This window comes from Streptomyces sp. NPDC055506 (assembly GCF_053643595.1).
Genome location: NZ_JBSHKH010000100.1, coordinates 1 through 20,494 on the forward strand (window position 1 = coordinate 1; position 20,494 = coordinate 20,494).

At 69.8% G+C, this 20,494-nt stretch carries 21 protein-coding genes; 10 read left to right on the top strand and 11 right to left on the bottom strand.

What is annotated here, in order from left to right:
- Positions 1 to 173 precede the first annotated feature (173 nt).
- The 3 genes from ACWIF2_RS29580 to ACWIF2_RS29590 are packed head-to-tail and all read right to left on the bottom strand — an operon-like array spanning position 174 to position 2,384.
- Positions 174 to 1,238 (bottom strand): hypothetical protein, encoded by a 1,065-nt coding sequence (locus ACWIF2_RS29580; protein WP_454363818.1) that lies wholly within the window; start codon positions 1,236 to 1,238, stop codon positions 174 to 176.
- 2 nt (positions 1,239 to 1,240) lie between these two features.
- Entirely contained in the window at positions 1,241 to 1,495 is a 255-nt protein-coding gene (locus tag ACWIF2_RS29585) for a MoaD/ThiS family protein (protein WP_234845559.1), read from the bottom strand.
- Positions 1,496 to 1,532: 37 nt separating this feature from the next.
- Positions 1,533 to 2,384 carry an alpha/beta hydrolase gene (locus tag ACWIF2_RS29590; RefSeq protein WP_454363819.1) on the bottom strand — a complete coding sequence of 284 codons (852 nt, stop codon included), beginning with the start codon at positions 2,382 to 2,384 and terminating at the stop codon, positions 1,533 to 1,535.
- 171 nt (positions 2,385 to 2,555) lie between these two features.
- On the opposite strand from ACWIF2_RS29590, the gene ACWIF2_RS29595 reads away from it, so the two are divergent.
- From ACWIF2_RS29595 to ACWIF2_RS29620, 6 genes are all read left to right on the top strand, one after another.
- Positions 2,556 to 3,335, top strand: a complete 780-nt coding sequence (locus tag ACWIF2_RS29595) for a winged helix-turn-helix transcriptional regulator (protein ID WP_454363820.1) — start codon at positions 2,556 to 2,558, stop codon at positions 3,333 to 3,335.
- A 128-nt stretch (positions 3,336 to 3,463) separates the two neighbouring features.
- The gene (locus ACWIF2_RS29600) at positions 3,464 to 4,486 is read left to right on the top strand and encodes a LacI family DNA-binding transcriptional regulator (protein WP_454363821.1); all 1,023 of its coding nucleotides are present in this window, start codon (positions 3,464 to 3,466) and stop codon (positions 4,484 to 4,486) included.
- A 110-nt stretch (positions 4,487 to 4,596) separates the two neighbouring features.
- Complete coding sequence (locus ACWIF2_RS29605) at positions 4,597 to 5,571, top strand: S1C family serine protease (protein WP_454363822.1); 975 nt, start codon at positions 4,597 to 4,599, stop codon at positions 5,569 to 5,571.
- A 41-nt stretch (positions 5,572 to 5,612) separates the two neighbouring features.
- Entirely contained in the window at positions 5,613 to 5,795 is a 183-nt protein-coding gene (locus ACWIF2_RS29610) for a hypothetical protein (RefSeq protein WP_454363823.1), read from the top strand.
- 94 nt (positions 5,796 to 5,889) lie between these two features.
- Positions 5,890 to 6,627, top strand: coding sequence for a response regulator transcription factor (locus tag ACWIF2_RS29615; protein ID WP_454363824.1), 738 nt, complete (start codon positions 5,890 to 5,892; stop codon positions 6,625 to 6,627).
- Positions 6,624 to 8,090: a sensor histidine kinase gene (locus tag ACWIF2_RS29620; RefSeq protein ID WP_454363825.1), complete on the top strand. Its 1,467-nt coding sequence runs from the start codon at positions 6,624 to 6,626 to the stop codon at positions 8,088 to 8,090. Before ACWIF2_RS29615 ends, ACWIF2_RS29620 begins: the two co-directional genes overlap by 4 nt.
- A gap of 204 nt (positions 8,091 to 8,294) precedes the next feature.
- On the opposite strand, the gene ACWIF2_RS29625 is transcribed toward ACWIF2_RS29620, so the two are convergent.
- The 4 genes from ACWIF2_RS29625 to ACWIF2_RS29640 are packed head-to-tail and all read right to left on the bottom strand — an operon-like array spanning position 8,295 to position 10,082.
- Positions 8,295 to 8,693, bottom strand: a complete 399-nt coding sequence (locus ACWIF2_RS29625; protein WP_454363826.1) for a hypothetical protein — start codon at positions 8,691 to 8,693, stop codon at positions 8,295 to 8,297.
- Positions 8,690 to 8,977, bottom strand: a complete 288-nt coding sequence (locus ACWIF2_RS29630) for a hypothetical protein (protein WP_454363827.1) — start codon at positions 8,975 to 8,977, stop codon at positions 8,690 to 8,692. Before ACWIF2_RS29630 ends, ACWIF2_RS29625 begins: the two co-directional genes overlap by 4 nt.
- Positions 8,978 to 9,030: 53 nt before the next feature.
- A complete protein-coding gene (locus ACWIF2_RS29635; RefSeq protein WP_454363828.1) occupies positions 9,031 to 9,252 on the bottom strand; it encodes a DUF397 domain-containing protein in 222 nt (73 codons plus the stop codon).
- Positions 9,249 to 10,082, bottom strand: coding sequence for a helix-turn-helix domain-containing protein (locus ACWIF2_RS29640; RefSeq protein WP_454363829.1), 834 nt, complete (start codon positions 10,080 to 10,082; stop codon positions 9,249 to 9,251). The genes ACWIF2_RS29635 and ACWIF2_RS29640 overlap by 4 nt, the downstream gene beginning before the upstream one ends.
- A gap of 318 nt (positions 10,083 to 10,400) precedes the next feature.
- Between ACWIF2_RS29640 and ACWIF2_RS29645 the strand changes: the two genes are divergently transcribed.
- The 3 genes from ACWIF2_RS29645 to ACWIF2_RS29655 all read left to right on the top strand — a co-directional run bounded on the left by ACWIF2_RS29645 (position 10,401) and on the right by ACWIF2_RS29655 (position 13,800).
- On the top strand, positions 10,401 to 10,664 hold the full coding sequence (locus ACWIF2_RS29645; RefSeq protein ID WP_454363830.1) for a hypothetical protein: 264 nt from the start codon (positions 10,401 to 10,403) through the stop codon (positions 10,662 to 10,664).
- A 124-nt stretch (positions 10,665 to 10,788) separates the two neighbouring features.
- Positions 10,789 to 11,637, top strand: coding sequence for a hypothetical protein (locus tag ACWIF2_RS29650; protein ID WP_454363831.1), 849 nt, complete (start codon positions 10,789 to 10,791; stop codon positions 11,635 to 11,637).
- An 84-nt stretch (positions 11,638 to 11,721) separates the two neighbouring features.
- Positions 11,722 to 13,800 carry a pectinesterase family protein gene (locus ACWIF2_RS29655; protein WP_454363832.1) on the top strand — a complete coding sequence of 693 codons (2,079 nt, stop codon included), beginning with the start codon at positions 11,722 to 11,724 and terminating at the stop codon, positions 13,798 to 13,800.
- 69 nt (positions 13,801 to 13,869) lie between these two features.
- Here the strand turns inward: ACWIF2_RS29655 and ACWIF2_RS29660 are convergent, their stop codons facing one another.
- The 4 genes from ACWIF2_RS29660 to ACWIF2_RS29675 form a co-directional block, all read right to left on the bottom strand.
- A complete protein-coding gene (locus ACWIF2_RS29660; RefSeq protein ID WP_454363833.1) occupies positions 13,870 to 14,904 on the bottom strand; it encodes a glycoside hydrolase family 5 protein in 1,035 nt (344 codons plus the stop codon).
- Between the two features lie 137 nt (positions 14,905 to 15,041).
- A complete protein-coding gene (locus ACWIF2_RS29665; RefSeq protein ID WP_454363834.1) occupies positions 15,042 to 15,851 on the bottom strand; it encodes a hypothetical protein in 810 nt (269 codons plus the stop codon).
- A gap of 415 nt (positions 15,852 to 16,266) precedes the next feature.
- Positions 16,267 to 17,502, bottom strand: coding sequence for an LmeA family phospholipid-binding protein (locus ACWIF2_RS29670; protein ID WP_454363836.1), 1,236 nt, complete (start codon positions 17,500 to 17,502; stop codon positions 16,267 to 16,269).
- Between the two features lie 58 nt (positions 17,503 to 17,560).
- The gene (locus ACWIF2_RS29675; protein ID WP_454363838.1) at positions 17,561 to 19,384 is read right to left on the bottom strand and encodes a bifunctional metallophosphatase/5'-nucleotidase; all 1,824 of its coding nucleotides are present in this window, start codon (positions 19,382 to 19,384) and stop codon (positions 17,561 to 17,563) included.
- 177 nt (positions 19,385 to 19,561) lie between these two features.
- Between ACWIF2_RS29675 and mshD the strand changes: the two genes are divergently transcribed.
- Positions 19,562 to 20,488, top strand: a complete 927-nt coding sequence (gene mshD, locus ACWIF2_RS29680) for a mycothiol synthase (RefSeq protein ID WP_454363840.1) — start codon at positions 19,562 to 19,564, stop codon at positions 20,486 to 20,488.
- Positions 20,489 to 20,494: the final 6 nt, after the last annotated feature.

Sequence of the window (20,494 nt, forward strand, 5' to 3'; positions counted from 1 at the left end):
CTAGGCCGGGACGCGCCCGCACCCGCGTACGCACGGAAGGGGCCGTGTCGGGGGGTGTCCGCCCGCAGCGGTTGGCGCGTCAACGGACAGCGAGTCGGTTCGCAACCCCATCGCGCCGTTCCGAGGACGGACACCCCCCGGCACGGCCCCGACCCACAACAAAGCCGCAGGCGCTAGACCAGGGCCCGGCCAAGCACATACACCGCGGGGGCCGCGGCCGACAGGGGCAGGGCGACTCCCGCTGTGAAGTGGACGAAGCGGGACGGGTAGTCGTAGCTCGCGACCCGGTGGCCGATCAGGGCGCAGGCGCCCGCGCCCGCTCCCAGCAGGGCGCCCGGTGTGCCGAGGCCCGTCAGCGCGCCGGCCGCGACGCCCGCGCCCGCCGCCGCGAGCAGCGCCACCACCACGGACGCCGGCGTCGGCAGCGGCAGGGCGCGGGCCAGGACCGCGACGGCCACCGCGGCCGCTCCGACCGTCACCGCGTCCGCGTCGGCCGCGAGATAGCCGCCCGCGACGATCGCGAGAGCCGCCGCCGCGACCGTCGCCATCAGGCCGTACATCCGCTCGTCCGGGTCGGCGTGCGAGCGCAGCTGCAGGACGAGGGAGAGCACGACCCAGACGCCGAGCGTGCCCAGGATCGCCGACGGCGAGCGGCCCGACACCAGCAGCGCCGCGTCCGCGGCCAGCGCCCCGGCGAAGCCCAGCGCGATGCCCTGCCGCGCCGGCCACATCCCGTTCAGCCGGAACCAGCCCGCCGCGGTGACGGCCTGGAGGGCGACGAGGGGAACCAGGAGTGCGTACGTGCCGACGGCCGCGGCGCCCGCGAGCAACAGCCCGAGCAGTGCCGTCAGCGCGGCCGGCTGCATCCCCGGCTCTATGATCGGCGACCGCCCCTCCGCCCGTGCCCGCTGCGCGTCCGTCACGCGCGCGTTCCCGCCGACGGTGGCGGGGCCGTACCCGGAATCGGGAGCGGGGGTGTCGGGGACCGCCTCGGGGGCGGCCGGAGCCGCGTACCCCTGCGGGGGCAGATACGCCGTCTCCTCCGCCGCCGTCACCGGCTGGTGCGTCTGCGTCTCCCAGGTCTGCCCCTGCCACTGCTGCGTGTACTGCGTGTGCTGGGGGTGCTGGGGGTACTGCTGGGCGGCGTACGGATCGTCGTACGGCTGCTGCCCGGGCCACGCCTGCGGCTGCGGCTGCTGCCCGTAAGGGTCGTAGCCCTCGTGCGGCTGGTTGCTCATCGTCATCCTCCTGCGAACGGCGGGAGCACCTCGACCGTGCCGCCGTCGGCCAGCCGTACCGTCTCATGTCCGCGGGTGCCCACGGGGTCACCGTCGACGAGGAACGAGCATCGCCGCAGGACACGCTCGAGTTCGCCGGGGTGTCGCTCGCGCACCCCGTCGAGCGCCTCGGCGAGCGTGACCGCCTCGTACGGCTCCTCGGCCACCCCGGCCGCGGCCTTGGCGGCGGCCCAGTAGCGCACCGTGACCTTTGGCATCTGCTTCCTCAATCGCTCGTCGGTGAACTCCGTCAGGCTAGCCCGCCCGGCCGACGGCCCATTCCGCGATGCGCGCCAGCAACGCGTCGTCCGCCGCGTTCTCGGCATGCCCCATGCCCGGCTCCAGCCACAGTTCGCCCTGGTCACCCGCGGCCGCGGCCAGCATGCGGGGATGGTCGAGCGGGAAGTAGCCGTCGGCGTCACCGTGCACGATCAGCAGGGGCGTGGGCGCGATCCTCGCCGCCGCCTCCACCGGGGAGAGGGGGACCGGGTCCCAGTCCCGGTGGTGGATGCGCGTACCGAAGCCGTACCGGCTCACCGCCCGCCCCTCGGGCCGCGTCACCAGCCAGTGCAGCCGGCGCATCGGCGCCGTCCCCCGGTAGTACCAGCGGGCGGGCGCGCTGACGGACACCACCGCGTCCGTGCCCGCCTCGTACAGCGCCGCGTACCGCAGCACCACCGACCCGCCCATGGAGAACCCCACCGTCGCCACGCGCGCGTGCCCGAGTTCCCGGGCCCACTGCACGGCCACCGCGAGGTCGAGGACCTCCCGGTCCCCGACCGTGGACCGCCCGCCGGACGCCCCGTGACCGCGGAAGGAGAAGGTGACGACGGCCCCGTGCCGGGCGAACGTCTCGGCCACCCGCCGCACGTGAGGCCGGTCCACGGCACCCGTGAAGCCGTGCGCGACGACGAACACGGGACGAGCGGAAGGCGTCCCGGAGGCGTCGTATACAGCGGCACCCGGGTCGTATACGGCGTCGATCGTCACGCCGTCGCTCGTGCGCAAAAAAGTGCGCGTCGGAGCCCGCACAGGCGTTCTGGGAGTCGTCTCGGAGTTCGGACGAACGGTGGAACGCGCCACATGACCTGCCCGACCAGAGCTCATGTGGGCTATTCTGCTGGGCAGAGGACTCGGGCAGCGACGCCCCCGGGTCCTTTTGTGCTTTCGGAAGCGTTGTATACGAAGCGGGAAACCGCAGGTGTACGGGCCTTCGGGATCGCAGAGCTGTGCTGTACCAACAAACGTCCTCGCAGGGACCGAGGAGGAACCAGACATATGAGTTCTCTGCTGCTCCTGACCAACGCCCTCCAGCCGTCGACGGAGGTGCTCCCCGCACTCGGCCTGCTCCTGCACAACGTGCGAGTGGCCCCCGCGGAGGGCCCCGCCCTCGTCGACACCCCGGGTGCCGATGTCATTCTCGTCGACGGCAGGCGCGACCTGCCGCAGGTCCGCAGCCTGTGCCAGCTGCTGCGCTCGACCGGACCGGGCTGTCCGCTGATCCTCGTCGTCACGGAGGGCGGCCTCGCCGCCGTCACCGCGGACTGGGGCATCGACGACGTCCTGCTCGACACCGCCGGCCCGGCGGAGGTCGAGGCCCGGCTGCGGCTGTCCATGGGACGGCAGCAGATCGTCAGCGACGACTCCCCGATGGAGATCCGCAACGGCGACCTGTCGGTCGACGAGGCGACCTACTCCGCCAAGCTCAAGGGCCGGGTCCTCGACCTCACCTTCAAGGAGTTCGAGCTCCTGAAGTACCTCGCCCAGCACCCGGGCCGCGTCTTCACCCGCGCCCAGCTGCTGCAGGAGGTCTGGGGCTACGACTACTTCGGCGGTACGCGCACGGTCGACGTCCACGTACGACGGCTGCGCGCCAAGCTCGGACCCGAGCACGAGTCGCTGATCGGCACCGTCCGGAACGTCGGTTATCGATTCGTTACGCCGGAGAAGGTGGAGCGCGCCGCCGAGGAAGCGAAGGCGAAGGCGGCCAAGGCAAAGCAGGACACCGCGGACAAGTCGGCCACCCTGGACGCCGTCGAGGCCCGCGCGCAGGCGTAAAGAGGCGTATTGCGATGCCCACCTGGGCATCGCTTTCCGCGAGGGCGTCTCCGGACGGCGATCGGGATATCGTACGGAACCTCCTTTACGCCCTGCCCAGAGCCGGTATATCCGCGTAGACTCCGCGCGTGGCCAAGGTGACTCGGGATGATGTGGCGCGGCTGGCAGGGACTTCCACTGCCGTGGTCAGCTATGTCATCAACAACGGACCCCGGCCGGTCGCCCCGGCCACGCGCGAGCGTGTACTCGCCGCGATCAAGGAACTGGGGTACCGGCCCGACCGCGTGGCCCAGGCCATGGCGTCCCGGCGTACGGATCTCATAGGCCTGATCGTGCCGGACGCGCGCCAGCCCTTCTTCGGGGAGATGGCGCACGCGGTCGAACAGGCCGCGTCCGAGCGCGGAAAGATGGTGCTCGTCGGGAACTCCGACTACATCGGCGAGCGCGAGGTCCACTATCTGCGGGCCTTCCTGGGCATGCGCGTCTCGGGGCTCATCCTCGTCAGCCACGCGCTCAACGACCTGGCGGCCGCCGAGATCGAGGCCTGGGACGCCCGGGTCGTGCTGCTGCACGAGCGGCCCGAGGCCATAGACGACGTCGCCGTCGTCACGGACGACCTGGGCGGCGCCCAGCTCGCCGTACGCCACCTGCTGGAGCACGGCTACGAGTACGTGGCCTGTATGGGCGGCATAGCGGAGACCCCCGCGGTCGGCGACCCGGTCTCGGACCACGTCGAGGGCTGGCGGCGCGCGATGGACGAGGCCGGCATCTCCACGGAGGGCCGCCTCTTCGAGGCCCTCTACAACCGCTACGACGCCTACCAGGCCGCCCTGAAGATCCTCTCCGGCCCCGAGCGCCCGCCCGCGATCTTCTGCTCCACCGACGACCAGGCGATCGGCCTGCTGCGGGCGGCCCGCGAGCTGCGGATCGACGTCCCCGGCGAGCTGGCGGTGGCCGGGTTCGACGACATCAAGGAGGCGGCGCTCACCGACCCGCCCATGACGACGATCGCCTCCGACCGTTCGGCGATGGCCCGCGCGGCGGTGGACCTCGTCCTCGACGACGGCCTGCGGGTCGCGGGGGCACGGCGGGAGCGGCTGAAGGTGTTCCCGTCCAGGCTGGTGACGCGGCGGTCCTGCGGCTGCGAGTAGCCTCCGGCGGCTCAGCGGCAGGGCGTCTTTATATCGGGCATACGAGGTTCTGTCGGGCTTCTCAGGGAGCACTCAGGTAGCTCTCATGGTCGAGCGACAAGCTCTGAGACATGACCGAGAGCATGTACTCCCAGCAGGGCTCCTCTCCCGTGAACCCCGAGTGGCCGCCCCCGCCGGCCCACCCGCCGGTGCAGCCGGCCCCGCACAAGAAGCGCCGTGGCCCCGTCGCCCTGCTCGCCGCCGTGGCGATCGTCGCCGCGGCGATAGGCGGCGGCACCGCCTACGGCATCCAGGAGCTGACCGGCAACGACACCGTCACCTCCAGCTCCACCAGCACCAACGTGGTGCCGTCCAGCCAGAAGGGCACGGTCTCCGGGGTCGCCAAGGCGGTCAGCCCGAGCATCGTCGAGATCAGCGCCGACTCCAACGCCGGGTCCTCCACCGGCTCCGGCGTGATCATCACGGGTGACGGCGAGATCATCACCAACAACCACGTCGTCGCCGGTGCCTCGCAGATCAAGGTGAGGACCGACGACGGCAAGTCCTACACCGCCAAGGTCGTCGGCACCGACAGCAAGAAGGACCTGGCGCTGATCAAGCTGGAGAACGCCTCCGGCCTGAAGGCCGCGACACTCGGCGACTCGGCCGGGGTCGGGGTCGGCGACCAGGTCGTGGCGATCGGCTCCCCCGAGGGCCTGACCGGCACCGTCACCAGCGGCATCATCTCCGCCCTCGACCGGGACGTGACCGTCTCCACGGACGAGAGCCAGGGCCAGGAGCAGGGGCAGGGGCAGCAGGGCGGCGAGTGGCCGTTCGAGTTCGGCGGCCGGGAGTTCAACGGCGACACCGGCTCGGACACGACGACGTACAAGGCACTCCAGACCGACGCGTCCCTCAACCCGGGCAACTCCGGCGGCGCGCTGATCGACATGAACGGCAACATCATCGGGATCAACTCCGCTATGTACTCGGCGGCCGGCGCGTCCTCCTCCGCCGCCGCGGGCAGCGTTGGCCTGGGCTTCGCGATCCCGATCAACACCGTCAAGGCCGACCTCGCCACGCTGCGGGCCGGCTCCACCGAATGAGCTTGTCTACCCGATGAGTCGACCCGATGAGGAGTACGGCGATGATCCAGCAGATCGCGCACACGGAGTCCGGCGGCGATCCGGCCGGGGTCGGACTGGCCCTGTCGGTGGCGTACGAACTGCACGCGCCGACGAGCCGGGCACCGGAGGTGGCGGCGGCGACGGCCAAGGCGGCCCGGCGGGCGGGCCGGGCAGCCGCCCGACGCCGCACCGCACGGGCCTGACACTCCTCCCGGCACCGCCCGTGCTCGTGCGAGGCTGAGAACGTCAGACAGCCCGGCCCCGCCACTCCCCTTCACACCCGAGGACCCCGAGCCCATGAGCCCCGCAGACGGCGACCGTGACCCCCAGCGCATCCTGATCGTCGACGACGAGCCGGCGGTACGCGAAGCACTTCAGCGCAGTCTCGCCTTCGAGGGGTACGGGACCGAGGTCGCCGTCGACGGCGCGGACGCGCTGGTGAAGGCCGAGGCGTACCGGCCCGACCTGGTCGTCCTCGACATCCAGATGCCCCGCATGGACGGCCTGACCGCCGCGCGCCGCATCCGCGCCACCGGCGACACCACGCCCATCCTGATGCTCACGGCCCGCGACACGGTCGGCGACCGGGTCACGGGCCTCGACGCGGGCGCCGACGACTACCTGGTCAAGCCCTTCGAACTGGACGAACTCTTCGCCCGCATCCGCGCCCTGCTCCGCCGCAGCTCCTACGCGGCGGCCGTGGGCGCGGCCAACCCGGCCGACGAGGACGCGCTCACCTTCGCCGATCTGCGCATGGACCTGGCGACGCGCGAGGTCACCCGGGCCGGCCGCCAGGTGGAGCTGACCCGCACGGAGTTCACGCTCCTGGAGATGTTCATGGCACACCCGCGCCAGGTCCTCACGCGGGAGCAGATCCTGAAGGCGGTCTGGGGCTTCGACTTCGAGCCGTCGTCGAACTCCCTCGACGTCTACGTCATGTACCTGCGCCGCAAGACCGAGGCGGGCGGCGAACCGCGCCTCGTCCACACGGTGCGCGGTGTCGGATACGTACTGCGGCCCGGCGGCGCGGAGTGAACAAGGTCGTACGCCGGTTCCGCTCCCTGCCGATCCGGTCCCGACTGGCGCTGCTGGTGGCGGCGGCGGTGGCGTTCGCGGTGGCGGCGGTTTCGGTGACGTGCTGGTTCATCGTGCAGGGGAAGTTGTACGACCAGGTCGACGGGGACTTGAGGTCGTCGTTCCGGACCATCCAGGCGGACGACTTCGACGCGTTGACGAAGACGTGTCCCCAGAAGCCGTCCAGCACACTCGGCGGGGCGCCTCGGCCGCAGACCTACGCGCAGGTGGTCAGGTCCGACGGCAAGGTCTGTCTCTTCAGCAACCTGATGCCCCAGGTGAAGGTCACGAGCACGGACAAGGACGTGGCCAAGAACCCGGACCCGGAGGTTGCCAAGCTGCGCAACGGCACCGACAGCGACGGCAATTCGGTACGCGTACTGACCACGGCCGTGGTCGTGAAGAACGGCCCGTTCCAGCAGGGCGTGGCCGCCGACTACGCCTTGGTCATCGCCGTCCCGCTCAAGGGCACGGAGTCCACGCTCAACGAACTGGCGCTGATCCTGCTGCTGGTCTCGGGCGTGGGGGTGTTCGGCGCGGGAGCGGCCGGCCTCACGGTCGCACGCGCAGGCCTCCGCCCGGTGGACAAACTCACGGAGGCGGTCGAGCACGTGGCCCGCACGGAAGACCTGGACATCCGCATCCCGGTCGACGAAGCGAGCGACGACGAGGTGGCTCGCCTGTCCCGCTCCTTCAACTCGATGACGTCGGCCCTGGCCAGCTCGCGAGAACTCCAGCAACAGTTGATCGCAGACGCGGGCCACGAACTCCGCACGCCACTCACCTCATTGCGCACCAACATCGAACTCCTCACCCGCAGCGAGGAGACGGGCCGCCCCATCCCCGAAGCGGACCGCAAGGCACTCCTGGCGTCGGTGAAGGCACAGATGACAGAACTGGCCGCACTCATCGGCGACCTCCAGGAACTCTCCCGCCCGGACACGGGCCAGCACTCGGGCCGCACCCAGATCGTCGCCTGGCACGACACGGTCGAATCGGCCCTGCGCCGCGCCCGGCTGCGCGGCCCTGAACTGACGATCACGGCGGACGTCCACCCCTGGTTCGTCCGAGCGGAACCCTCCTCCCTGGAACGGGCGGTGGTCAACATCCTCGACAACGCGGTGAAGTTCAGCCCGGAGGGCGGAAGGGTCGAGGTACGGCTGGTGGCCGGTGTGCTGTCGGTCCGCGACCACGGCCCGGGCATCCCCGCCGACGAACTCCCCCACGTCTTCGACCGCTTCTGGCGCTCCCCGAGCGCACGGGCACTACCCGGCTCGGGCCTGGGCCTGTCGATCGTGGCCCGCACGGTCCAACAGGCGGGCGGCGAGGTGTCCCTGTCCCACGCGGAGGGCGGCGGCACGGTGGCGACGGTACGGCTGCCGGGGGCGGCGGTACCTCCCCCGGAGGATCTGCCCTTGGCGTGATGGCCCCGAGGTCGGGGCCGCCCGCTTCTTGCAAAGGGTCGGCCGCAGGCCGATCGCCGAAGGCGACGCGAAGCGCCCTTGACGCAGGCCGTGGAAGCACGACACTGCCAAAGAAGCGGGCGGCTCCGACACAGTTACCTGGTGACGGGCTTGAGCAGCAACGCCCAGGTGTCAGGGGGCCGGCCTAAGGTGCCGTGTCCGGGCTCACAGAAATCCGAGCATGCCTGGCGAGTCGATGTCCACGGTCAGGATGCCAGGGGGGTAGTCGCCCTCTCGTCCGGTCAGGATGATCGACATCCCGCCGGTTTCGATGTGCGGTGTAGCAACGTAGAGGGTGTGGCAGACGTCAGGCCCGCCCCAGCCGTCACGGATCATGGAACCCACCGTTGCCGCCGCTGTCTGATGGAGCGGGTCGACCATGACTCCCGGAAGCGCGATCACATCGCCGGCGGTCCCCTTCTCCATCGACTCCGCTTGCATCAGACACAGCGCAGGGATGTGCAGCCAGTCCCCGGGCGTGTGAGCGACGTTGTCGACGAGGCGGTGGAGAGTTTCGCGCCCTTGAGAGAGCGCGACCACCGCACTGGTGTCGAGAATGATCACGCTGCGTTGCCTCGCAGGGTGTGCATCTTCTCGGCGGCCATCGCGTACACGTTGGCCAGGACGTTCGGCCCTTGGTCGAACTCCTCGTCGGTCAATGTGCAGCCCATCCGCTCACGCAGCACCTTCCGTGCGGCAGCGACACGTTCTGCGAGCTGGTCTGCGGTCAGCCGCTCGGCAGCCAATTGCTCGACGAGCTGCCCCAAAGTCACACCCTGCTCTTTGGCGACCTGCGCAAGATGATCGCGGGTTTGTCGGGACACCTGGATGGTCGTGTGCTCTGCCATAGCTCCACCATAGCGACACCACAACCGTAGGGCTGCCCCGTCTGCGACGGTTTTCACCGGTCGGTATGAACAGGCCTCCCGCCCTTGACGTCGTCCAGGAACGACGCCCAGGAGCCCGACCCGAACATGAGCACGGGGCTGTCCGACCGTTTGCTGTCGCGGACCGGGACTATGCCGGGGTGGCCGTCTGCGACCTCCAGACAGTTCGTGCCGCCCCCGTCGCTGTAGGTCGACTTGCGCCACACGGCGGTGGTGAGGTCAGGGGCTCGGTTCATTCTCTGCACTCCTCTAGAAGGCGCTTGATGAACGCCGTCGACTCCACGGGAGTCAGCGCCGCGTCCCTGACGCGATCGTAGGACAAACGGAAGCGCAGGACCTTGTCCGGTTCCGTGATCAATTCACCGAAGCCGTTGCCCTCTGTCCAGGCAACGGGATCACCAACGCGCTGCCAGAAGAGCCAGAGGTGGCTGTCCATGAGGTCGTGCACTCCCGCCGCGAACGGCAGCACCTGGATCGCGACGTTCGGCAACTCGGCCGCGTCCAAGAGGTGTGACAACTGCTCCACCCACACCTTCGCGTCAGGGATCGGCCTCCGCAGAGCCCCCTCATCCAGGATCACGCGTACGTCCGGCGCCGACTCGCGGTACAGCAACTCCTGCCGCCCCATCCGCGCAGCCACCTGTTCCTCGACTTCCTCACTGTTGCCTGCCGTTGTCTGGGCGCCAGACAACCCTGACAACACCGCGCGGGCGTAGTCCTCGTTCTGCAAGAGACCCGGCACGCGCAGCTGGAACATCCACATGATCTGCGCCGTCGCCTCGAGGTCCATGAACGCCTTGTACTTGTCCTTGATGACCTCCCTGCGTGCCTCCCGCCACTCGCGAATCAGCAGGTCACTGCACCCGTAGTAGCTGTCCAGGTCCTCCATGACCGCCGGCTTGGAAAGCCGCTCCCCCTTCTCCAGGCGGCTCAAGTAGCTCTTGTCGTACCCCGTGTCCTCGGCCAACTGCCCGAGCGACTTGCCCGCCTGTTCCCGCAGGAACCTGAGCGTCCTGCCCAGTGCCGCACGCCCCGACTCCCGCTCCCCGTCAACCACTTCGCCCACGTCACCCCTCACCGTTGCCTGGGGCGTCAGGCAACACCTGACCCCTTCCGCAGCGTACGGGTGAGCCGTAACCATCGAGGCACGAACGGTAATCACCGCTCGTCAAACCCCCCGCCTGCCTCCCGAAGAGGGCCCCATGCGTCTGCTCCTGCCCCTCCTACGACTCCTCCTCCCCGCCCACGGGCGCCACCGTGCCACCCCCGATCGGCTGCCGCCCCCTCCCCCCGAACCCCCTCGACGCCGCAGCCCCTACGTCGAACCCCTCGTCATGGACACCCCGTTGGTCCGCCCGTACCTCCACCACCTGGAGATCTACGCATGAGACTGCTCCCCTGGACCGGCGTCGACGGCAAGCCCTGCTACCTCTCCACCGACGATCCGCACAGCCACCTCTCGCGGCTCGCCGATGACGTCGAGGCCGCTCAGCTCGCCTCCGCCGAGCAGGTACTCGGGGGCGCGAGGGCCGTGCTCGAGGACGCCAAGGCCGGTGAGCGTGCTGTGCGTTTCGCGCTGGCGAGGGCCGCGGAGTCTCTGGGGGACGTGCTGCGCGTTGCGGTGAGCCGGGAGAGCGGCGCCCGATAAAGCAGGACAAGCCCGCCCGCCAGCTGTCAATGTCCTGTCGTACCCACCAGTACCGCAAACACCCGCACTCGTTCTGACATCTTCACTGCCGTCACAGAACGACAAGCAGGAGTGAGCGACCCCCATGCGTCTCATTCGTAAGTCAACTCTCAAGAAATGCGGCCTTGTTGCCGCTTCCACCGCCCTCGCCATGACCGGCCTGCTGGCCGGCGCGGGGACCGCCTCCGCCGGGCCCGCCGGGGCGACCAACATCCGGGGTGTCGACCCCGGTGACACCGACCTGATGATCGAGCGGCTGTGCGGTCAGGAGACGAGCCTGACCGGCGTGTACGGCGCCCTCAATGTCGACACCGGTGAGTTCAAGACCCAGGACGAGTACCTGCGGGACGTCTTCGGGCTGTGGAAGCCCGCCGGGCCGTGGGAGCTGTTCCGGGGCTGGTGCGGGTACGCCGAGGCCTCGACCTGGTCCATCAAGGGCGACACCGTCCGGACGTCCCGGTGGATCGGCAACAGGGGCTCCGCCGACGACAAGGAGACCTTCGTCAGCAGCTACAGCACCAAGACGTTCGCGAAGAAGAGCGTCGGCGGGACCATCAGTCTCTCCCTCGCCAAGAGCATCTTCAGCGGGAGCGTGGGCGGCAGCGCCGGCTACGAGTGGGGCTGGGAGAAGGAGTCCAAGTTCGAGACCCGGAGCGAGAAGAGCATTCCGCCGTGCCGGCAAGTCGCCGTGACCTGGACGCCGTATCAGCGCGTGGTGCGCGTGAACCCCGTCTTCCAGGTCGAGGACTACCAGTGGGACAAGGGGGATGGGGAGCGGACCGTGCACAGCTGGCGTGACCGCGGGTACCAGACCATCTACTCGCACGGGTACTACATCGACGGCATCTCCGACAAGCTCCTGCCCAGCGGCCAGCCCGACGGCCGTGAGGACAAGGTCGAGGAGAAGCTCGGCCCCGAGTCCTGCACCAGCTGACGACTCGGCAGAACCCGGCAACCTTTCCGTGCGGGGCGGCGACCCATCTCCGGATCATCCCCCCGCACGGAACGGATTCGCCGAATGAGTGAGCAGCCGCGTAGCAACCCCCCGCTCCGGCCCCGGCACCGGCGCCGCAGAAGCCACCAGGCCCTGGCCGTCACGGTCCCCCTGGCCCTGACCGCCGCCGGCACCCTCGCCTACGGCACCGACCTCGGCGTACTCGGCGGCACCGGTCGGCAGGCCTCCGCCTCCGCCCCGGCCTGGGCCGCCGACACCGCCGACGGCTTCGCCTCCGTCAACTCCCTCGGCCAGAACGGGACGTACGGCGGGCGCGACGGCAAGACCGTCACCGTGAAGACGCAGGCCGAGCTGGAGAAGTACGCCACCGCCGCCGAGCCGTACGTCATCGTCGTCGCCGGGACCATCGCCATGAACCCGGTCGGCAAAGAGATCAAGGTGCAGTCCGACAAGACCATCGTGGGCCAGGGGACCTCCGGGCACATCGTCGGCGGCGGGTTCTTCCTCGGGTCCGGCGTGCACAACGTGATCATCCGGAATCTGACCATCCGGGACGCGTACCAGGGCGTGTGGAACGACAAGGACCATGACTTCGACGCCATCCAGATGGACGGTGCTCATCACGTCTGGATCGATCACAACGATCTGCGGCACATGGCCGACGGGCTCATCGACGTCCGCAAGGACTCGACGAACGTCACCGTCTCCTGGAACAAGCTGAGCGACAACAACAAGACCTTCGGCATCGGCTGGACCGAGAACGTCAAGACCGACATCACGATCCACCACAACTGGATCCGCGAGACCGAGCAGCGCAACCCCTCCACCGACAACGCCGCCCACGCCCACCTCTACAACAACTTCCTCGAGGACGCGGCGGGCACCGACATCAAGTCGTCGTACGGCAACTACTCGCGCGGCGCGACGAAGATGGTCCTGGAGAACTCCTATTTCCAGGGCATCAAGAATCCCGTCATCAAGGACAGCGGCGCCGCCATCGTGCAGCGGGGCAGCGTCTTCTCCGGGACCAGTGGAAGGAACGAGAGCGGCGGGAGCGCCTTCGACCCGAAGGCCTACTACCCGTACAGCCTCGATCAGGCCGCCGACATCCCCTCCATCCTCAGGTCCGGTGTCGGGCCCCGGTCCAACGTCGGTACTACGACCGCCTCCACCAAGGCCGCCGCCGCGACCACCCTCACCGTCGCCGCCGACGGCAGCGGTCAGTACCGGACCGTGCAGGCCGCCGTGAACGCCGTACCGGCGAACAACCCCGCCCGCGTGGTCATCGCCGTGAAGCCGGGTACGTACCGGGAACTCGTCAAGGTGCCGTCCAACAAGCCGCACGTCACCATCCAGGGCACCGGCGGCAGCCGCAAGGACACGACCATCGTCTACAACAACGCGGCCGGCACGCCCAAGCCCGGCGGCGGTACGTACGGCACCGGCGGCAGCGCCACCGTCGCCGTCGAGGCAGACGACTTCCAGGCCCGGAACCTGACCATCTCCAACGACTTCGACGAGAAGGCCAACCAGAGTCTCAGCGGGCATCAGGCCGTCGCCCTGCGGACCGCCGCCGACAAGGTGTTCCTGGACGGGATCATCGTCAGCGGCGACCAGGACACCCTGCTCGTCGACACCGCCGCCAAGGACCGGCTCGGGCGCGTCTACGTCAGCAATTCCTACGTCATCGGGAACGTCGACTTCATCTTCGGGCGGGCCACGGCCGTCGTCGACAAGTCCGTCATCACGCTGAAGAAGCGCTGGGACGGGACCTCGGCCGGTTACGTCACGGCTCCCAGCACGGCCGCCGACCGCAAGGGGATCCTGATCGCCAACTCCACGGTGAACGGCGATGTGTCGAACGGCAGCTTCTACCTCGGCCGGCCCTGGCACGCGGGCGGGGACGCCTCGCTCGACCCGCAGACCACGGTCCGCAACACCAGCCTCAGTGGCGCGGTCAAGTCCACGCCGTGGACCGACATGAGCGGCTTCTCGTGGAAGGACGACCGGTTCGCCGAGTACGAGAACTCCGGTGCGGGAGCGGGCGGTGCGAGCAGCAACCGGCCGCATCTGAGCGATGCGCAGGCCGCCGACCAGGAGGTCGCGGACTGGCTCGCGGGCTGGACGCCCTCGGCGTCCTGACGGCTCCCTTCCGGGTCCGGCTGACAAGCGGCGCCGGACCCGGAAGGGTCACCATGCCTTGGGAGTGACCTACTTCTTCCAGGCGTAGTGCAGCCGGTCCAGGCCGCTCTGGTTGTTCACCGTCAGGCTGAGGTTCGTGCCCGTGCCCTGGAGCGTGGTGAGGGAGTAGGTGTCACCGTTGCGCAGGCCGGGCCAGTAGACCGAGCCCAGGCCCAGCTCCCGGATGGTGTCGGTCGCGGCCTGTATGTACGCGATCTCGTTGGAGGTGCCCACCGGGCCGTTGTAGTCCAGGCCGGTGGTCATGGAAGCGCCGAACTCGTCGAGGATCGTGCGCGAGGCACAGTCGCCGATGCGCGACTTGAAGTCCGCCTTCCACTGGTCGACGCTGGTCCAGTCGGTGTGCCAGAAGCCGTAGTTGTGCAGGGCCAGGCGGGTGCCCTTGAGGCGCGGGTCGGCGCAGACCGGCTTGACGTCCTCGCTGTACTTGTAGCCGCCGATCAGGATCCGGTCACGGGGCACGTTGCGGTAGGTGTTCACCCACGTCGCGGCGATGTCGGTCCACTCCTGGGCGGTGTAGCCGAACGGCTCGTTCATCGGCTCGAAGTACACGCGGGAGTTGTGGGCGTAGGCGGTGGTGATCCGCTTCCACATCCGGTCCCAGGTGGCCTGGTCGTCGATCTTGCCGTCCTTGGCGTTGTCGGCCTCCCAGTAGCCCAGGATGACCTTGAACCCCTTGGCGGTGGCGGCGTCGATCGCGCCCCGGTACGACTTCCAGAAGGGGCCGTTCACCGAGGTCGGGTTCACGGGGAGCCGGACCGTGTTGGCGCCGAGCTTGGAGAAGCCACCGATGATCGCCTTGGACTTGGCGTAGGTGGTGGCGTAGCTGTCGGTGGTGGACAGGCCCGAGGGCACGACCGCGTCGTCGGCGTAGTTGTCGCGTGGGTCGGCCCAGTTGACGCCCTTGAAGTCACTGACGGGCGGCGGTGTGGTGGGACGGGAGGCCGGCGAGGCGGCAGCGGGGGAAGCGAGCGCTCCGCCGAATGCCGTGACGCAAGCCAGCAGCGCCCCCACGCAAGCTGTCCCGCGATGGTTCTTTTGAGACACGACATCCCCTTCTGAGCATGTGCGAAGGTGAGCAGCCCGCAGTCGGACCGCTCAGTGGAGCACGAAACTAGAAGGAGACTCGAACAGAGGTCAACACATCTGCACACAAAGTTTCACCCACGACGGGGGCGGGTCGCTCAGGAGGACTTCTCCCCGTCCGAGGACGACGAGGACATGTCCTCCAGGTTCTTGCGCGCCTTGTCCGAAAGCTGCTTCTTCCCGGCCAGCACCTCCCGGTAGTACTGCGCGCCCTTGTCCTTGGCCATCGGGAAGTCCTCGTCGAACTCCTCCGCCTCGTGGTACGGGTCGCCCTGCTTGGTCAGGGCACTGCGCATGGCCTTGCCGGCCCCCGGGAACCTGCGCTCCTCGGACTCCGTCATGATCCCGTAGAGCATGGCGGCGGCCCGCTTCTGCGTGGCGCTCATGCCGGCGAGGGCCTCCTCGTCCAGCGCCTCGCCGCGCGCGGCGGCCGCGACCATGGGCTCGTGCTCGGCGTCCAGCGCCTGGACCAGCTCGTTGTACGTGGTTCCGAGGTCCTCGCTCCCCGGGTGCTGGGACTTCTTGTTCGACGTGATGTACGGGCCGGCCCCTCGGCCCTTGTTCACCGTGTAGGGACCGAAGGGGCTCTGCCCGGGGCCGTAGTTGGGCGCCGCCTGACCGCGCTTCTCCGCCCGCTCATTGGCCCTGCGCAACCGGCTCAGCCCGTCCATGGGCTTCTCCTCGGCCGGGCCTTCGCCGTTGCCGCCCTGGGGCATGCGCTGAACGGCCGCGAACGCGGCGTTGCCGGCGGTGCGCTGGAGGGAGGCGGCCGCGTCCGGCGTCATCTGGCCCGCGGCTGCCAGCCGGGCCGCCTGGGCACCGTCCTCCTGGGGCCGGAGCAGGGGCCGGTGGGGGTGTCCGGCCCGCGCGTCCGCCTCGGATTCCGGGGACCTACCGTGCCTGTGCATCCGCATCATCCTCGTCTCGGTCCGGTGCGCCCGGCCAGTCTCCGGGGGATCGCGGGGTGCGGACAGCGCCCGGGGGCCAGACTTCCGGGCACATTCCGCTGCGCGAAAGGCCCTGGGAGTGGGTGGGGTGCGGTTCAGGCGGGGGCGGGGATCAGCTCGAGCCGGCGCGGCTCAGCCCCGACTCCGGTACGGCTCAGCCCCGGCTCCGGCGCGGCTCAGCCCCGGCTCCGGCGCGGCTCAGCCCCGGCTCCGGCGCGGCTCAGCCCTGGAGCCGACGTGACTCAGCCTGGGTCAGGCCGGACTCACCCCCGGAGCCCGTATGACGGAGCCCCCGGAGCCCGTGCGACCCAGCCCCGGACCCCGTATGGCACAGCCCCGGACCCAGCCGAGTTCAGCCCCCGGGACCCGGCTGGGCTCAGCCGCCCACCGACAGCCCCGAGCCCGACAGCCGCACCCGGATGCCGTCCTCCTCGACCCGTACGTCCTCCAGCCGCACGTCCCCCTGCTCCGGCTTGGGCAGTTCGAAGGCCAGCGCGAGACGGTCGGCCAGGACCGGGCGGGTCAGGCTCGACAGCTCGCCGAGGAGGTCGGGGTCGAGGCCCAGGCGCTTGAGCACCTCGGGGTTGTTCAGGGCCAGGTCGATGAGGTTGAGGCGTTCGGCCTGGCGGGCGAAGCGCGGGGAGCCGGTCAGCTCGGCGAGCTTGCCGTCGTCGGCCAGGGCCTCGTTCACGGTCGCCTCGGGCACGCCCATGCGCTGCACGATGGCCGGGACCGACAGCAGCGCCTTGGCCTTCTGGGTCTCCCGGGCCAGGTCGGCGGAGGCCTTGGGCGTCAGGTGCAGTCCCTCCGAGGCCCGCTTGCCGGGGCGGTAGGTGGCGAGGTCGCCGATGTCCAGGCGCATGCCGCCGATCTCCGTGGCGATGCCCCGCTCTCCCTGCCGCTGGATCCGGGCCTCGGCCCGCAGCTTCAGGTTGTGCCCGGCGACCGGCAGGGTGCCGCGCGCCCGCACCCGGTCCCGGCCCTCGCCGGTGAACGTCACCTGGGAGGCGCCGAGTTCACGGTTGAGGTCCGCGAAGGACAGCATGACGTCGCCGTCGAACCGGGGTACGTCGGCGCCGCGCACGGACGTCAGACCGTCGGCGTTCAGCCGTACGTCATGGGCCGTGGCCGACACCTTCGCCAGCGAGACCCGGTCGGCGGCGACGTCCGGGACGGTCACCTTCACCGACTCCAGCCGTTTGTCGGCGAGTTGGGTGAGGAAGGGGAAGCCGCCGATCTCCACCTCGGGCGCGGCGGCCAGGTCCAGGCGGTCCTTGAGGGTGTCCGCGGCCCGGTGCTCGGCGTACAGCACCGCCCAGCGGTCACCGAGGGCGGCGAAGGATGCGAGGACGACCAGGCCCACCACCGCCTTCACCGCGAGCGGCAGCCCGGCGAAACGATTCTTTCGACGTCGGCCGCCGCGGCGGTGGTCGGGCGGCGACCACTCCGGCTCCGGCTCGTCCCGCTGCTCGGCGTCCTCGCCGAGGAAGTCCTGCAGAGGGGTCGCCTCCAGAGGCCCGTCGTCGAGTGCGCCGAGTTCGTCGTAAGGGTTGTGGGGCTGTTCGGAGCGGTCGTCGGGATGATGCGTGTCTATGCGGTGGGGGGTGCGCATCGTCTCATCCGACCATGCGCACCGCCCCACCTCGCAACCTGAACCCCACCTATGCGATCTACTTCACGATGGTGATGCGGTCGGCCTTCGGCGGCGCGATCGGGTTCGACGCCGAGGAGTTGGCCGTCAGGTACTGCTCCAGAGCCGCCAGGTCGTCGAGGCCGACGACGTCGTTCGTGCCCTGACCCAGCGTCGGGAAACCGTCTCCGCCGCCCGCGAGGAAGCTGTTCGTCGCGACACGGTAGGTGGCAGCCGGGTCGATGGCCTTGCCGTCCAGCTTGACCGAGTCGGCGACCACCCGGTCGGCACCGGACTTGGTGAGGTCCAGCGTGTAGGTCAGGCCCGACGACACCTGGAGAACCTTCGGGGCCGCCGCGTTCGGGCCGGTCACCTGCTCCTTGAGGACCTGGATCAGCTGGGCGCCCGTGAAGTTCTGGAGGTTCACGGTGTTGGCGAACGGCTGGACCGTGAAGCCCTCCGCGTAGGTCACGACACCGTCGCCCTCACCGGCCTTCGCCGCGTACGTCAGAGGCGCGCGGATACCACCGGGGTTCATCAGGGCCAGGTCGGTCTCCGGGTCGAGCTGCTTGCCGTACGCGAGCTGGGCGTCGGCGATCAGGTCGCCGAGCGGGGACTCGCTGCCGGTGTTGCCGATGTCGCCGGAAATGTAGCCGATCGGCTTGTTGCCGATGGGCGCGGCCAGCGTGTTCCACTTGCTGATCAGCTCGGTCATGTCGGGCGCCTTGGGGACGTCCCGGGTGACCACGCGGTTCGCCGACTTCACGGCCGTACGGGCGATGTCGCCGGTCTTGCGGTCGTACGTCAGCGTGGTGTCGGTGTAGAGGCGGCCGAAGGACGCGGCCGAGGTGACCATGCGGGGCTTGCCCGACGGGTCGTCGATCGAGCACACGTACGCGTTGTGGGTGTGGCCGGTGACCAGCGCGTCCACCTGCGGCGTGACGTTCTTGGCGATGTCGACGATCGGCCCGGAGACGCCGTCGCCGGCGCCCGGGGAGTCACAGTCGTAGTTGTACGACGTCGACCCCGGGAAGCCGCCCTCGTGGATGAGGGCGACGATCGACTTCACGCCCTGCTTCCGCAGCACCTTGGCGTACTTGTTGATCGTCTCGACCTCGTCCTTGAAGGACAGGCCCTTGACGCCCTCGGCGGAGACGATGTCCGGAGTGCCCTCCAGGGTCACGCCGATGAAGCCGACCTTGACGTCCTTCTTCTTCCACACCCAGTAGGGCTTGAGGATCGGCTTCTTCGTCTTCTCGTCGAGGACGTTGGCGGCCAGGTAGGGGAAGTCGGCGCCCTTGAACTTCTTGTCCGTGTAGCAGCCGTCCTTCGGGTGGCAGCCGCCGTTCTGCAGGCGGGCCAGCTCCTTGGCGCCCTCGTCGAACTCGTGGTTGCCGACGGACGTGACGTCGAGGTCGAGCTTGTTCAGCGCCTCGATGGTCGGCTCGTCGTGGAAGAGCCCGGAGATCAGCGGGGAGGCGCCGACCATGTCGCCGCCGGCGGCGGTGACGGAGTACTTCTCGCCCTTGCGGGCCTCACGCAGATGCGTGGCCAGGTACTCGACGCCACCCGCGTCGATGGTCTTCGTCGTACCGTCGGCCTGCTGCTCGGTGACCCGCCCGGAGGAACCGGCGGGCGGCTCCAGGTTGCCGTGCAGGTCGTTGAACGACAGCAGCTGGACATCCTGGTAGCGGCCGGGCCAGTGACCGCCCTTGCGCTGGTCCTCGCCGGCGCTCGCCGACCCCGGCAGCCCCGCGGCGGCCAGCGCACCGACGGTGACGACACCGGCGGCGATTGCGACGAAACGGTTCGTACGACGTCTACGGCGCTCCTGGTGCACCGATGCCGGTGAAGTGGCTGGCATACGCCCCCCTGTGGGTCTGCTGCTGGTTGTTGAGACAGTGATGTCGTCGTGTTCGGACGGTGAAGTCGTCCGGCGCAGCCTAGAGTCAACGCGCGTAGCGCGACAGGTGTTTCGTGGTTACATCTGGGTTGCTTCTTTGCCGCCGATTTACCGGTGGGGCGCCGTACCCTCGTACGCATGACCAGCGACGACACCGTAAGGCCCGGACGCCCCCGCTCGATCGAGACCCTTGCCGCGCTCTCCCCCGAGCAGACCGAGGCCGTGCTCGGACTGCTCGCCGAGGCCGCCCGGACCGACGGGCAGCAGGCGGTGTCCGAGCAGGGCCGGTTGCAGTTGCGCGGCGGCGAGCGGGAGGGCGTGGCCCATCTGCTGCTCACCGTCGACGGGGAACTCGTCGGCTATGCCCAGTTGGAGGACACCGACCCGGTGGAGCCCCCGGCCGCCGAGCTGGTCGTCCACCCCGGGCATCGCGGGCACGGGCACGGGCGGGCGCTGGGGTCCGCCCTGCTGGCCGCGTCGGGCAAGCGGCTGCGGGTGTGGGCGCACGGCGGCCACTCCGCCGCCCGGCATCTCGCGCAGGTCCTGGGCCTGACGCTGTTCCGTGAACTGCGTCAGATGCGCCGCCCGTTGAGCGACTTCGACGCGCCCTATCCGAGGCTCCCCGAGGGCGTGACCGTCCGTGCCTTCGTGCCCGGCCAGGACGACGCGGCCTGGCTCGCCGTGAACGCCGCCGCCTTCGCCCACCACCCCGAGCAGGGCTCCCTCACCCAGCGGGACCTCGACGACCGCAAGTCCGAGCCGTGGTTCGACCCCGCCGGTTTCTTCCTGGCCTTCCGCGGCGACGAACTCGTCGGCTTCCACTGGACCAAGGTCCACGCCGAGGAGGGCCTCGGCGAGGTCTACGTCCTCGGTGTCGGCCCCGGCGCCCAGGGCGGCGGCCTCGGCAAGTCCCTGACCACGATCGGCCTGCGGCATCTGGCGAGGCAGGGCCTGCCGACGGCGATGCTCTACGTCGACGCCGACAACAAGGCGGCGGTGACGGTGTACGAGCGGCTGGGGTTCGAGACGCACGAGGTGGATCTGATGTACCGGACGGAGACCTGAGCCGGG

What these genes read in the sequence shown, in the direction of transcription:
- ACWIF2_RS29580 (WP_454363818.1), bottom strand. Translation starts at nt 1,238, where the DNA reads ATGAGCAACCAGCCGCACGAGGGCTACGACCCTTACGGGCAGCAGCCG.
- ACWIF2_RS29585 (WP_234845559.1), bottom strand. Translation starts at nt 1,495, where the DNA reads ATGCCAAAGGTCACGGTGCGCTACTGGGCCGCCGCCAAGGCCGCGGCC.
- ACWIF2_RS29590 (WP_454363819.1), bottom strand. Translation starts at nt 2,384, where the DNA reads ATGAGCTCTGGTCGGGCAGGTCATGTGGCGCGTTCCACCGTTCGTCCG.
- ACWIF2_RS29595 (WP_454363820.1), top strand. Translation starts at nt 2,556, where the DNA reads ATGAGTTCTCTGCTGCTCCTGACCAACGCCCTCCAGCCGTCGACGGAG.
- ACWIF2_RS29605 (WP_454363822.1), top strand. Translation starts at nt 4,597, where the DNA reads ATGACCGAGAGCATGTACTCCCAGCAGGGCTCCTCTCCCGTGAACCCC.
- ACWIF2_RS29610 (WP_454363823.1), top strand. Translation starts at nt 5,613, where the DNA reads ATGATCCAGCAGATCGCGCACACGGAGTCCGGCGGCGATCCGGCCGGG.
- ACWIF2_RS29615 (WP_454363824.1), top strand. Translation starts at nt 5,890, where the DNA reads ATGAGCCCCGCAGACGGCGACCGTGACCCCCAGCGCATCCTGATCGTC.
- ACWIF2_RS29630 (WP_454363827.1), bottom strand. Translation starts at nt 8,977, where the DNA reads ATGGCAGAGCACACGACCATCCAGGTGTCCCGACAAACCCGCGATCAT.
- ACWIF2_RS29635 (WP_454363828.1), bottom strand. Translation starts at nt 9,252, where the DNA reads ATGAACCGAGCCCCTGACCTCACCACCGCCGTGTGGCGCAAGTCGACC.
- ACWIF2_RS29645 (WP_454363830.1), top strand. Translation starts at nt 10,401, where the DNA reads ATGAGACTGCTCCCCTGGACCGGCGTCGACGGCAAGCCCTGCTACCTC.
- ACWIF2_RS29650 (WP_454363831.1), top strand. Translation starts at nt 10,789, where the DNA reads ATGCGTCTCATTCGTAAGTCAACTCTCAAGAAATGCGGCCTTGTTGCC.
- ACWIF2_RS29655 (WP_454363832.1), top strand. Translation starts at nt 11,722, where the DNA reads ATGAGTGAGCAGCCGCGTAGCAACCCCCCGCTCCGGCCCCGGCACCGG.
- ACWIF2_RS29665 (WP_454363834.1), bottom strand. Translation starts at nt 15,851, where the DNA reads ATGCACAGGCACGGTAGGTCCCCGGAATCCGAGGCGGACGCGCGGGCC.
- ACWIF2_RS29670 (WP_454363836.1), bottom strand. Translation starts at nt 17,502, where the DNA reads ATGCGCACCCCCCACCGCATAGACACGCATCATCCCGACGACCGCTCC.
- ACWIF2_RS29675 (WP_454363838.1), bottom strand. Translation starts at nt 19,384, where the DNA reads ATGCCAGCCACTTCACCGGCATCGGTGCACCAGGAGCGCCGTAGACGT.
- mshD (WP_454363840.1), top strand. Translation starts at nt 19,562, where the DNA reads ATGACCAGCGACGACACCGTAAGGCCCGGACGCCCCCGCTCGATCGAG.